The organism is Flavihumibacter sp. ZG627 (assembly GCF_000814325.1).
Taxonomy (GTDB): Bacteria; Bacteroidota; Bacteroidia; order Chitinophagales; family Chitinophagaceae; genus Flavihumibacter.
The window spans coordinates 269,310-282,094 of record NZ_JPHF01000003.1; the positions used below are offsets into that span (position 1 = coordinate 269,310).

The window sequence follows — 12,785 nt, forward strand, 5'->3', positions numbered from 1 at the left end:
GCAAATTAACAGTAATAATCAAATTCTAATATGCTTAGGTTTGCATAATGGATAATCCAACAATAGAAGTAAGGGCGCTAACGATCGCTGATTTCCAGGAGCTGAAAGATTCGATGATAGAGGCCTATGCAAGTATGGGGGGACAGTATTGGGGAGAGTCTTCACTGGAGAAGCTGCTGAAGAAATTTCCGGAGGGGCAGATCTGTGTTACCCTCAATGGAAAGGTGGTGGGCTGTGCGCTGACGCTGATCGTGAATTTCAACCGATTTGGCGATAACCATAGCTACCGGCAGGTGACAGGAAATTTCACCTTTGATACACATGATCCGCAGGGCGATGTGTTGTATGGAATAGAGATGTTCATCAATCCCGAATCGAGGGGGCTGCGACTGGCACGCAGGTTATATGATGCGAGAAAGACACTTTGTGAAAAGCTGAATCTTCGGGCCATTGTAGCAGGGGGAAGAATACCGGGTTATGGCAAGCATGCAGACAGTATGAGTCCGCGGGAGTATATAGAAAAAGTGAGGACGCGAAAGCTTCATGACAGCACATTGAGTTTCCAGCTTGCGAATGATTTCCAGATCAAGAAAGTGCTTCGCGATTATCTTCCGGAAGACAATGAGTCCCGCGGTTATGCCACCCTGTTAGTATGGTACAATGTATTCTATGAACCCAATAGCGGGAAGATAGGTCTGCGTAAAGATTTTGTTCGGATAGGTGTGGTACAGTGGCAGATGCGGCAGTACAAAACGCTGGAGGATCTGCTGGGACAGGTAGAATATTTTGTTGATGCGGTAAGTGATTACAGTTCTGATTTCGTGGTGCTGCCCGAGTTCTTCAATGCGCCGCTGATGGAACCATTCAATCACCTTCCGGGGCATGCCGCCATCCGTGAGCTTGCCAAGTATACACCCGATATAGTTGCGGCGTTGTCGAAGTTTGCCATCTCCTATAATGTAAACATCATCGGCGGAAGTATGCCCGAGGAGCGGGAGGGAGATCTCTATAACACTTCTTATTTTTTGCATCGTAATGGAAAGATCGACAAGTATGATAAGATCCATCCCACCCCATCAGAAGAATATGAGTGGGCCATTAAGGGAGGAGATAAAGTGCAGGTGATAGAAACCGATGCGGGCAAGGTTGGCGTGCTGATCTGTTATGATGTGGAGTTTCCGGAGCTGGCGCGGTTACTGGCGGAGCAGGGTATGCAGATATTGTTTGTACCCTTTCTTACCGATACTCAAAATGCGTATAACCGCGTCCGTTATTGTGCCGCAGCGAGGGCTATCGAGAATGAATGCTTTGTTGCGATAGCCGGTACGGTGGGTAATCTTCCCAAGGTGCATAATATGGATCTGCAGTTTGCACAATCCGCGGTACTAACGCCCTCCGACTTTGCGTTTCCTGTGAATGGAATTAAAGCAGAGGCTACACCCAATACAGAGATGATCGTAATATCAGATGTGGATCTTACGCTGCTGGCAGAATTGCATGAGTATGGAAGTGTGACCACCATGAAAGACAGGCGACTTGATCTGTATGAGCTCAAGCTGATAAAAGGGGAGAGCAAAAAAGAGTAACTACTTATAATCTTCGTTGTGCAATTTGCCTTCAGCAAGCATTTCGATGGTCTTGCTAATGCGCTTATTGCGGGTTGCTTCTGTTTTGGCTTCACAGATCCATTCAATGAATTCCTTGCGGTGGCTGTAGCTGGCTTTGTCGAATACGTCAAAGGCTTTTTTATTTTTTGAAAGAGCCTCTTTAAGTTCTTTAGGCACCATCAGTTCCTTTTTTGGGACGGTAGATTTTTTCGGGAGTTTGATGCCTTTATCATTGAGCTCCATTGCTTCGTGGAGATAAGCGATCATTTGCTTGTTGGCGGGAAGATCTTTCAGTGACATGATCTTACCGAGATGACCCATGGCGGTTTCGGCACGGGCATTTTCTATAAGGATAGGATCTTTCATGAGAGAGGCTTTCCCGAAAATAAAGGCGCAATGTTTTTTGAAGGAAGCCATGCTGCAAAGGATCTCTTTTTTATAGAGGAAGTGCGGGAAGCCCCATTTAATGGTTTCGACAGTATCCGGACAGGCCTTGTGCACCAGCGAGCGCAGATGTTGCAGGATGGGCCTGGCAAAAGGCTGCGCCTGCTCTATATAGGCATCAATGCGAGGATCGGTTGTAACCATATGGACGGTTTTAAATGCTTCCTAATGTGCTTCCAACCAGTTATAGCCTTTACCAACTTCTGCAACAACGGGCACCTCGTTGGGGAGAGGCAGCGCGTTCTGCATGCACTCAATGACCAGCGGCATCAGCATATCAGCTTCTTCCTTTCGGGCATCGAAAACAAGTTCATCATGCACCTGAAGAATCATGCGGCTTTTCAGTCGCTCTCTTTTGATGGCAGCGTGCATAGCCGTCATCGCCAGTTTGATCATGTCGGCCGCAGTGCCCTGGATGGGACTATTGATGGCGTTGCGTTCAGCAAATCCACGGACGGTAAAATTGGAGGAGTTGATATCCCGCAACCACCGTTTACGACCCATCAGGGTTTGGACATAACCATGCTCTTTTGCAAAGTTCACCGTTTCATCCATATAGCGGGTGAGGCCACTGAATTCTTTTTTATAATTATCGATGATCTCCTTTGCTTCGGTTCTGCTGATGCCGAGGTTATCGGCAAGGCCGAAAGCCCCCTGTCCATAGATGATACCAAAGTTTACACTCTTGGCTTTACGACGTTGGTCTTTGGTCACTTCGGATTCATCAATCCCGAATACCTTGGCGGCGGTGGCGGTATGGATATCCTTACCCTGGCGGAAGGCCTCGCACATATTGGTATCGCCACTTATTGCTGCCACGATGCGCAGTTCGATCTGCGAGTAATCGGCCGAGAGCAGGATATGATTTTCATCGCGTGGGATGAAGGCTTTGCGGATCTCCCGGCCACGGTCGGTACGCACGGGGATATTCTGCAGGTTGGGATTATTGCTTGAGAGACGACCCGTTACCGCCACTGCCTGGGCATATGAAGTATGCACCCTTCCTGTTTTGCGGTTAATCATCAACGGTAGTGCATCCACATAGGTGGAGCGAAGCTTGGTGAGTTCGCGGAAGGCGAGGATATCATCAACGATGGGGTTCTGCAATGCGAGTTTGGTGAGCACATCTTCACCCGTAGCATACTGACCTGTTTTTGTCTTCTTTGCTTTGGGATCGATCTTCAGTTTTTCAAAAAGCACTTCACCCAATTGTTTGGGAGAAGCGAGGTTGAAGCGGATGCCTGCCTGCTGGTAAACACGTTCTTCAGCCTGCTTTGCATCGCGCTCCAGTTCTTTGGAGTATTCGTTGAGGAAATCGGTATCAACGCGGATGCCTTCAAACTCCATATCGGTGAGCACTTTCACAAGAGGGTTCTCTACTTTCTCAAAAACCTTCTGCACTTCCAGTTCTTTGAGGAGGGGCATGAACTTTTGTTTGAGCTGCAGGGTGATGTCTGCATCTTCGGTAGCATATTCTTTAATTTTCTCCAGTTCAACATCACGCATGTTACCCTGGCCCTTACCTTTTTTACCGATCAGCTCTTCAATATGAACGGGTTCATAACCGAGGTATTTGGCACTGAGGAGATCCATGCCACGTTTGCCTTCGGGTTCAATAACATAATGCGCCAGCATGGTATCAAAAAGATTTCCACTAAGCTCAACGCCATACCATTTCAATACCAGCAGATCGTATTTAATGTTTTGTCCCACCCAAACCTTGCTGCTATCATGAAACAGCGGCATGAGTTGCGTGAGGATAAGTTTTGTAGCCTGCATATCGGGTGGACAGGGAATATAATAACCTTCATGCGGTTTAACGGAGAATGAGACTCCAACCAGTTCAGCATCATTCGCATCAATATTTGTAGTTTCCGTATCGAAGCAAATTTCAGAGAATGCGGAAAGTTTTTTCACTAAGGCGTTAATAGCATCAGCGCCCTGAACCAGTTCATAATTATGTGGCGTATTATTTATGTTCTTATCGATCTTCAGTGCCATCTCCTCTGCGAGTTCATCCGTATTGGCAGCAACATTTTGCGGTCCATTATTATTAGAAGCAACAGCATTTCCGAAAAGATCGGTCTGAACACCTTGTGGTGCAGATGGTGTGCTGGTTAATATTTCTTCACCGAGAATTCTTTTCGCGACGGTGCGGAATTCAAGTTCGGTGAAGATCTCACGCAGTCCATCACGATTCCATTCTTTCAGTTTAAAATCGCCTTCATGAAATTCAACAGGAACATTCGTGATGATGGTGGCGAGTTTTTTTGAAACGATTGCGGATTCCCTTCCGTTGCGGATCTTTTCGCCCAGTGCGCCTTTGATAGAATCAGCGTTGGCGAGAATGTTTTCGAGGGTTCCGTATTCAGCCAATAATTTAGCGGCGGTCTTTTCACCAACGCCGGGGATACCGGGAATATTATCAACAGCATCACCCATTAATCCAAGTACATCGATCACCTGGTCGACCGATTTAATATTCCATTTAGCGCACACTTCTTCGGGCCCCATGATCTCTATATCACCGCCCTGGTAACCGGGTTTATAAATTTTTATTTTATCAGAAACAAGTTGGCCATAGTCTTTATCGGGTGTAACCATGAATACTTCGTAACCTGCCGCGGCGGCCTGTTTGCTGAGCGTACCAACAACATCATCGGCTTCAAATCCATCCATTTCGATGCAGGGAATATTGAAACCTTTGATGATGCGTTTGATATCGGGGATAGCGAGAAGAAGATCTTCGGGAGCCTCTTGTCTGTTTGCTTTGTATTCGGTGAAATCAGTATGTCTTTCTGTTGGTGCCTGTGTATCAAAACAGACGGCCATATGAGAAGGATGACGATTATTAATTAGTTCGAGGAGAGCGTTGGTAAAACCAAACTGTGCATTTGTATTCTTACCCTGGGAGGTAATACGAGGGCTCCTGATCAGAGCATAATATGCTCTGAAAATCAGTGCCATGGCGTCTAGCAGAAACAGTCTTTTATCCATAGTTGCAAAGATAGTGCCCAAAGGCTCCTTAAATATAAATCGATGCATTAACATTTCTCTAAGACATTACTGGCACGGTCATTGGATATGGGGGTATAGCAACAATATTCTACCAACAAAAAAAATAGTTTATGAAAAAGATGCAGGCAACGGCATTGGCTTTTGGTGTAATGGCCGCGGGATTATTTGCATTCGCAAATATAGAAGGCGGATCTATCAAAGGGACAGTAACGCCGGCTGAAAATGTAGCTAATGTATGGGCAGTTTCAAGTACCGATACAGTACGTTCAATTCTTGAGAACGGAAACTTTACGATCAATGATCTGAAGCCAGGAGATTACAAGTTAGTGATCGAGGCTAAGGCTCCATACAGGCATACGATCAAAGACAGCGTTAGTGTTGTTGATGCGCAGCCTGTGGATGTTGGTATGATTGCGCTTCTGGAGGCAGCAACAAAGCCAGTTCCGGACAGTGTTTCAGGTCAGCCGGTTCAGGATAGTGTGATGAAGAAGCCTGTAGTTGATACGCTGAAGAAAGAGACGGCGAAGCAGTAAGGAAGGCAATAGGCAATAGGGAATAGAAGGGAAGAGAAAAATAGATAGTAATAGATAAGATAATAGGCAACGGTGAATAGAGAAGAGCACACAAGTATTAGAAGTTTTTATATCAGCAATTAGCTGAGCTTATAAAATGCGATTGCATAGGGCTTGTGATTTTAGTACCTATGCAATCGCTCTTTCAACCACAAAAAGAGAACATATGAAAAACATGAAAATGACAGTGCTTGCACTGGGTGTTATGACAGCAGGATTATTTGCCTTTAAGGGTCTGGAGACAGGTTCTATCAAAGGAACAGTTACACCTGCTGATGGTGCGGTTAAGGCGTGGGCACTTTCTGCTACTGATACATTGAAAGCAGATATCATGAATGGTGCTTTTGAGATCGTGAATGTTAAGCCGGGAGATTACCGTCTTATCATTGAAGCAAAGGCTCCTTACAAGAGCACTGCTAAGGATGGTGTTAGTGTAAAAGATGCACAGCCTACAGATGTTGGCGAGATCAAACTTGATCAATAGTATTTCCGCTATGAAAAAATAAAGAGCAGCACGTGAGTGCTGCTTTTTTTTGTGCTACATTCAAGGGTTATAATGCAAGATTATGATCCGATCACTTTTAATAATTGTTGTTTGCTGTACTAATTTATTTGCGCCGGGAGTTTTTGCGCAAGGTAATGCTGTTTCGCAATTGGGTTCAAATTCGCAGGGGACTTCTGTTTCGCAATCCGCACCCAAAAAATTAATGGTTGGATTTGGTGACAGCGATATACGTTATGGCGTTGATACAATACTGCAATCCATTCCGGAGCAGCGCTGGTCGGTAGCAGCATGGAGGGGTGAAAGGGTGCATGTGCAGGTGCTGGTGCAATCGGGTAAAACGAATGGTGGACTGAAGCTGCGTTTCAGTGATCTGATAAGGACGGGACAATCGAATATTTCTTCAGAGAATTTCAGGTTTGGAATGGTGCAGCCGGTGATGACAGATGAGTATGCCGGGGGATGTGGTGCACCATTGCCGGAAGCGAAAGATTCTTCTCTTGCACGCGATAGGATAGATTATGAAAGCGGGTTGGATAAGCTGAACGGAAAGCTTCAGGTGGTATGGGTTTCACTGGATGTGCCGTTGGGCGCTGAGCCTGGTATTTATACCGGCACGGTGAAGGTGATGAAGCAGAAACTTCGCATAAGCCTGGAAGTGATGGATGGCATTCTTCCACCAGCCAGCGACTGGAGTTTTGATCTCGACCTATGGCAACATCCTGCTGCGGTGGCGAGAGTGCATGATGTGGAACTTTGGAGTGATAAACATTTTGATTTGTTGCGACCATATTTCAGGATGCTGGCGGAAGCGGGACAAAAAAATATTACTGCGAGTATAGTTGAGGAGCCATGGGGGCACCAGACCTATGATGATTATCCATCGCTGATAAAGTGGATAAAGAAAACCGATGGCAGCTGGCAGTTTGATTATAGTCTTTTTGATAAGTATGTTCAGTTTGTAATGGATGCTGGCATTGATAAGCGGATCAATTGTTATTCGATGATACCTTGGAAGATGGTGGTTCGCTATTATGATGAGGCGAGTGGAAAGGATAGCAGTGTGACCACTCCGATAGGGAGTGAGGCATATGTTGCAACATGGCGGCCGATGTTAAAAGATTTTACGCGTCATCTCAAGGAGAAGGGATGGTTTTCTATTACGAGTATTGCGATGGATGAGCGGCCGCTGAAAGATATGCAGCAGGCGATCAACATGCTGAAGGAAATAGATCCTTCGTGGAAAATTGCGCTGGCGGGGGATTATCATGCGGAGATCGAGAAAGATCTTTTTGATTACTGTCTGGCTTCCCGTTGGGATTTCCCTGAGGAAGTGTTGCGTGCGCGCATTGCGGCGGGTAAACCATCTACGTATTATACCTGCTGTGTGGAGCAGTATCCCAATAATTTTACATTTTCACCTGCGGCGGAGCAGTCGTGGATCGGGTGGTATGCGGCGGCGAAGGGATTCACCGGATACCTGCGCTGGGCTTATAATAGCTGGCCTGCCGATCCTTTGCGCGACAGCCGTTTCGGTTCATGGCCCGCGGGTGATACTTACCAGGTATATCCGGGTCCGCAGACTTCTGTACGATTTGAAAAACTTCGCGAGGGGATACAGGATTTCGAGAAGATGCGTATTCTTCGTGAGCGTTGGACGCGGGAGGGGAAGAAGGGAAAGATCGAGATGCTGGATTCGATATTGAAGCGCTTCAAGATTGAAGCGCTGGCTACGGTTCCTGCTGCTTCGATGTTGAAGGAGGCGAGGAGGGATCTGTTGAAAATACAGGGTCCCTGATATTGATGGTGCTCATATCGGCTCTATTATGCATTAAATCTTTTGTTTGCGTGGTTTCGCAATGACTTAATAAATTGACTCTACCGGGTTTTCCATTTCCATAACGAAGAAATAGCGGGTTCCTTTTTGTGTTGGGAAGGCGAGTTCATCGCCTGTTCTCATTCCCAGTAGTGCTGCGCCGAGTGGGCGGAAGATACTGTCGGATGAATAGTGTACAGTGCCGGGTTCCGGAACGGTGAGAGCGTACTGGAAATTCTGGCGCACTACTTTATCGCGGATAGTGAGGACGGTGTTTAATCGAGCTACGTCGCGCGGGAAATTATAGTTGTCGAGGATCGTTGCCTTAGCTATCTTTTCGCGAATGATTTCAGCTTCAGGCAGCTGGCTATTTTTTTCCAGTAAGCTGTTAAGTACTGCTACATCTTCTTTGAGCATGATGATGGTGTCGTTTTGTTCTTGTTTCATGATTGTATTTTTTGTTATGAATTGATTGGGGGATGTGTTAAAAAAATTCAGGTTCCCCGTGTTTGGTGAGCATGCCGTTGATCTTTCTTCTCCAGTAGGCAGCTTTCCTGGTGAGCGCTGTTGCGTCATGGAATGTATCGGTATGTGTTGAATAGAAAGGCAGGGTTACTATGGAGCCGTCTTCCATATGGCATTGAAGGCCTATGGGGGGAATAGAATAGTTGTTTGCTGTTGCTGTGCCCTCACTTGAAATTGATGCCGCCGAACGCAATACTGCACAGGCTTTGATCTGGTCTACATGAAACATATTGAAGTTCCAGTTGCTGCCATGGAATTCGATGAACAGGAGTTTACCCTGCTGGTGATCGAGACCGATCAGTCGGTTGTTGAATTGTTCAAAGAGGTCAAGCTCAAGACCGTGGCTTGAAGTGAGTGCTTTTAGTTTTGCTGCGAACGCTGCCTTATGACGTGCTTTCTTTCTCTGGATAATTGTAAGCACGATAATAATGGCAATAACCGGTCCTGCCAGCATGAATAGCATTGTCATGATGAATGGAATTAAAGTATGTTGGCTATCTCGTGGAGATACCGCAATCGGATGCCTTTAAAATCTTGTGATGTTGAAATAAAATGACGAGCCCCGGGTCAATGCATTAGCATGCCGGGGTAATAGTATTAAAGTCCTTGAAGTTGGACATGTAATAAAGAGGAAGTGATATGTGGAAGATTTTTTTCACTATGGCAAACATAGTCAATTAACTGAATGGATTCATTTCAGTATTGTTAAGATTGGTTTTTCTATTGGGTTGCCGGGTTGCTTGGGGTCGGGAGTGATTACTGATGAAATTAGGGGTTTGCTGCTGTGGTTGCGGCTGTGGTTTACTGCTGTGGTTTACTGCTGTGGTTCACTGCTGTGGTTGCTGCGGGGTTTTTCCTGAGCTGCTTACAAATCGTAATTATCCGGGAGTGTATATTCGAAAAAGGTCAATTTTATATTGACTCATATATGATGCAATATGTGCAGTTAATATTCTATATATAGATCAATATAATCTGATATAAACTGACGCATATAGGATGCAATAAGTACATTTTCTGATCCATATATTGGGCAATATAAATTGTGTGATAATTCAATAGTATAACTGCGGAAGGTTCTGGCGGGTGCACAGTGGGATGATAAGTTTGCCTATGGTGTTGGGATTAGCAACACAAGCGTGATGTTATGTTTGGGAACTTAACGGTGACTCTTAGTTTAGCAACATAAGCGTGATGTTATGTTTGGCAACTTAACGGTGATTCTCAGATTGGTAACATAGGTATTATGTTAAGATTGGCTCTATAACAGGTATTATATTGACAGCCTGCACGGACACCAATCCCTAACTTAGAAGCACATCTAATTTTTAGGATTCATGCAGACTAACGATTTGTTTAAATCTGTTTTTACTTCAATATGCGGGAACAGTGTTTCAAGTATGAGATGCTTTTTTTTAGTTGCCTGTTTTTTGATGAGTGTAAACTTATCGGCGCAGCAAGAGGATATTCTTATCCGCTTTGATACGGCGGCGGCGGGATTCACGGAGAGTCTGCCACTGGGCAATGGCCGGCTGGGCGCGATGATGTATGGCGGAACGAGAAGGGAGCGGATCGCGCTGAATGAAATCTCCCTTTGGTCGGGTGGGCCGCAGGATGCCGATAACGATAGTGCAAGGTTTTATCTGAAGCCCATACAGGACCTGCTGCTTGCGGGTAATAACCGTGAGGCACAAGCGCTTTTACAAAAACATTTTGTATCGAAGGGCGTGGGATCGGGTTATGGAAGCGGGGCGAAGGAAAAATATGGATGCTACCAGGCGCTGGGTGACCTGTTTATTGACTGGCGCGATAGCCTTTTGCCAGTTTCGGGATATGAGCGGGTACTGAATATCGAAACGGCGATTGCAACTACCACCTATACACGAAACGGCGCAACCATCAAAGAAGAGCTGTTCACTGATTTTGTGAATGATATAATATGGATGAAGCTGAGCAGTTCGCGAAAAGGCGCATTGAATTTCCGGTTATCGATGTATCGCGCTGAAAATGCAAGGGTTACGGCAAAGGACAATCGACTCCTGGTGGAGGGACAATTGCCGGCAGGTAAAGACGCGGGTATGCGTTTTGCCGCCATTGCGGTGCCCACGGTTCGGGATGGAAGTATCAGGCAGGAAGAAAGTGGGCTTGTAATAGAGAATGCGAGTGAATGCTGGATCCGGATTTCGGCGGCTACAAATTTTTATAATGAAACGGGCTTGTTATCGGCAGAGGATCCGATGAAAATGGCTACGCGATATTTGAATAGTGGCGAAGTAAAGCAGAATAAAGATTCCGGTAACCAAATAATTGAGAAGAGTCTACAAGCGATTTCAAACGGTTATGATCGGGCGATAAAAAATAGTACTTCTTTTTACCAGAATTTATTCAACCGTAATCGTTGGAAGATGCTGGAGGAGGTTAGGAATAATGCAAGGGATGGATCAGAGAATAGAAGAGAGAATAGAGAAGAGAATAGAAGAGTTAATAGAAAAGAGAATGGAATAGTTAATAGTAAGGAGAATCTAACAGTGAATAGAATGGAGAATGGAATAGAGAGCAGAACTGAAAGTAAAAAAGTGAGTGGGCGTTTTGGAGGATTAAGCAAAATTACTACGCAGGAACGTTTAGTGCGGTATGCCGGCGGGGGATCGGACAGGCAGTTGCCGGTGCTCTATTATAATTTCGGGCGATACCTTTTGATATCATCTTCCCGGCCGGGATTGCTGCCGGCCAACCTGCAGGGGCTCTGGGCCACGGAATACCAGACGCCATGGAATGGCGATTATCATCTCAATATAAATATCCAGATGAACTACTGGCTTGCGGAAACCACCAATCTGGGTGAACTGGCCGAACCGCTGCACCGATTCACTGCGGAACTGGTGGAAAATGGGCAAAAAACCGCCAGGGCCTATTATGGCGCGGAGGGATGGGTGGCACATGTGATCAGCAATCCCTGGAAATACACATCACCCGGCGAGGGAGCCGAATGGGGCTCTACGCTAACGGGTGGCGCATGGCTATGCGAGCATATCTGGGAGCACTGGCGCTTCAATCGCGATACTGCTTTCCTGCGCAAATATTACCCGGTACTGAGAGGAGCCGCCCGATTTCTGCAGGGGATCCTGATTAAAGAGCCCAAAAATGGCTGGCTGGTGACGGCGCCGTCCAATTCGCCGGAGAACACTTATATATTGCCCGATGGCTTCCGCGGACAAACAGCTATGGGTCCAACCATGGATATGCAGATCAGCCGCGAGCTTTTCAATTCCTGCATCAGGGCCAGTAAGATTTTGGCGGTGGATAGTGCCTGGAGATCGGAGCTGAAAGCATTGGTCCCCCGGCTGGCGCCCAACCAGGTTGGGGCGAAGGGCGACCTCAATGAGTGGCTGGAGGATTATGCTGACGCGGAACCGCGGCACCGCCATGTGTCGCATCTCTATGGATTGCATCCCTATGATGAGATCACGCCATGGGAATCTCCGGCCCTGGCAGCGGCGGCCAGGCAAACGCTTCTGCAACGGGGTGATGATGGCACCGGCTGGAGTAAGGCCTGGAAGATCAGTTTCTGGGCCCGACTTGGAGATGGTGACCATGCGGCGGCGCTGGTAAGGGGACTGCTGAAACCCACGAAGGGACTGGGAATCGAGATGAGCGGCGGGGGGGGAACCTATGCCAACCTGTTCTGTGCGCATCCGCCGTTCCAGATAGACGGGAACTTTGGGGCGGTGGCGGGGATCGCAGAGATGCTGCTGCAAAGTCATGGTACTGAAGAAGTTATACGTTTCCTGCCGGCATTACCCAAAGGGGCCGACTGGGTGAATGGAAGCATAAAAGGATTAAAAGCAAGGGGTGGATTTGAAGTGGATATGGACTGGAGGGAGGGGAAGCTGGTGAGGGGGGAAGTCAGGAAGGCGGTGAAGGCAATAGGCAATAGGGAAAAGATGGGGGTTGGGGAGCGGACAGCGAGTAGTAAGGTTGGAAAGGCTGATAGTGAGGCAGTTCGGAAAGAGCAGGCAATAGGCAATGGGGAAAAGAAGAAGTCTGGAAAGCGGGCAGCGAGGAGTGGGGAGGGGAGTGCCGGTGGAGCAGGAGGGGTTGGTGTTGGGGCAAGTGTTGGGGTGGGAGGAAGAGCTGGTGGGGTGAAGGGTTCGCTTTGCAGGTTGATTTTGCCGGGGGGGATGAAGATCGTGGATGAAAAGGGGAAACTGGTTGCTGGCGCGGAAAAGGGAGCGCGGGAGGTCGGTTTTATTGTTAAAAACGGAAAGAAATACCGGATTATCTGATTTTTTAGGCGATTT

General features: G+C 46.9%; 9 protein-coding genes. 5 read left to right on the forward strand and 4 right to left on the reverse strand.

Annotation, left to right across the window (positions count from 1 at the left end):
* The first annotated feature begins 47 nt into the window (after positions 1-47).
* The gene (locus HY58_RS08080; RefSeq protein ID WP_039130348.1) at positions 48-1,586 is read left to right on the forward strand and encodes a carbon-nitrogen hydrolase family protein; all 1,539 of its coding nucleotides are present in this window, start codon (positions 48-50) and stop codon (positions 1,584-1,586) included.
* On the opposite strand, the gene HY58_RS08085 is transcribed toward HY58_RS08080, so the two are convergent.
* Both HY58_RS08085 and polA read right to left on the reverse strand, forming a co-directional pair.
* Complete coding sequence (locus HY58_RS08085) at positions 1,587-2,195, reverse strand: YdeI family protein (RefSeq protein WP_039130350.1); 609 nt, start codon at positions 2,193-2,195, stop codon at positions 1,587-1,589. It abuts the gene before it with no gap.
* Positions 2,196-2,216: 21 nt separating this feature from the next.
* On the reverse strand, positions 2,217-5,048 hold the full coding sequence (polA, locus tag HY58_RS08090) for a DNA polymerase I (protein WP_039130354.1): 2,832 nt from the start codon (positions 5,046-5,048) through the stop codon (positions 2,217-2,219).
* Between the two features lie 131 nt (positions 5,049-5,179).
* Between polA and HY58_RS08095 the strand changes: the two genes are divergently transcribed.
* From HY58_RS08095 to HY58_RS08105, 3 genes are all read left to right on the forward strand, one after another.
* Positions 5,180-5,602 carry a carboxypeptidase-like regulatory domain-containing protein gene (locus tag HY58_RS08095; protein ID WP_039130357.1) on the forward strand — a complete coding sequence of 141 codons (423 nt, stop codon included), beginning with the start codon at positions 5,180-5,182 and terminating at the stop codon, positions 5,600-5,602.
* A gap of 205 nt (positions 5,603-5,807) precedes the next feature.
* The gene (locus tag HY58_RS08100) at positions 5,808-6,125 is read left to right on the forward strand and encodes a carboxypeptidase-like regulatory domain-containing protein (RefSeq protein ID WP_039131073.1); all 318 of its coding nucleotides are present in this window, start codon (positions 5,808-5,810) and stop codon (positions 6,123-6,125) included.
* Positions 6,126-6,207: 82 nt separating this feature from the next.
* On the forward strand, positions 6,208-7,941 hold the full coding sequence (locus HY58_RS08105) for a glycoside hydrolase domain-containing protein (RefSeq protein ID WP_082022095.1): 1,734 nt from the start codon (positions 6,208-6,210) through the stop codon (positions 7,939-7,941).
* 66 nt (positions 7,942-8,007) lie between these two features.
* Here the strand turns inward: HY58_RS08105 and HY58_RS08110 are convergent, their stop codons facing one another.
* Both HY58_RS08110 and HY58_RS08115 read right to left on the reverse strand, forming a co-directional pair.
* Positions 8,008-8,406 (reverse strand): GreA/GreB family elongation factor, encoded by a 399-nt coding sequence (locus HY58_RS08110; protein ID WP_039130359.1) that lies wholly within the window; start codon positions 8,404-8,406, stop codon positions 8,008-8,010.
* Positions 8,407-8,443: 37 nt separating this feature from the next.
* The gene (locus HY58_RS08115) at positions 8,444-8,953 is read right to left on the reverse strand and encodes a hypothetical protein (RefSeq protein WP_156123621.1); all 510 of its coding nucleotides are present in this window, start codon (positions 8,951-8,953) and stop codon (positions 8,444-8,446) included.
* Between the two features lie 964 nt (positions 8,954-9,917).
* Here HY58_RS08115 and HY58_RS08120 point away from each other — a divergent pair.
* Complete coding sequence (locus HY58_RS08120) at positions 9,918-12,770, forward strand: glycoside hydrolase N-terminal domain-containing protein (protein ID WP_072037596.1); 2,853 nt, start codon at positions 9,918-9,920, stop codon at positions 12,768-12,770.
* Positions 12,771-12,785: the final 15 nt, after the last annotated feature.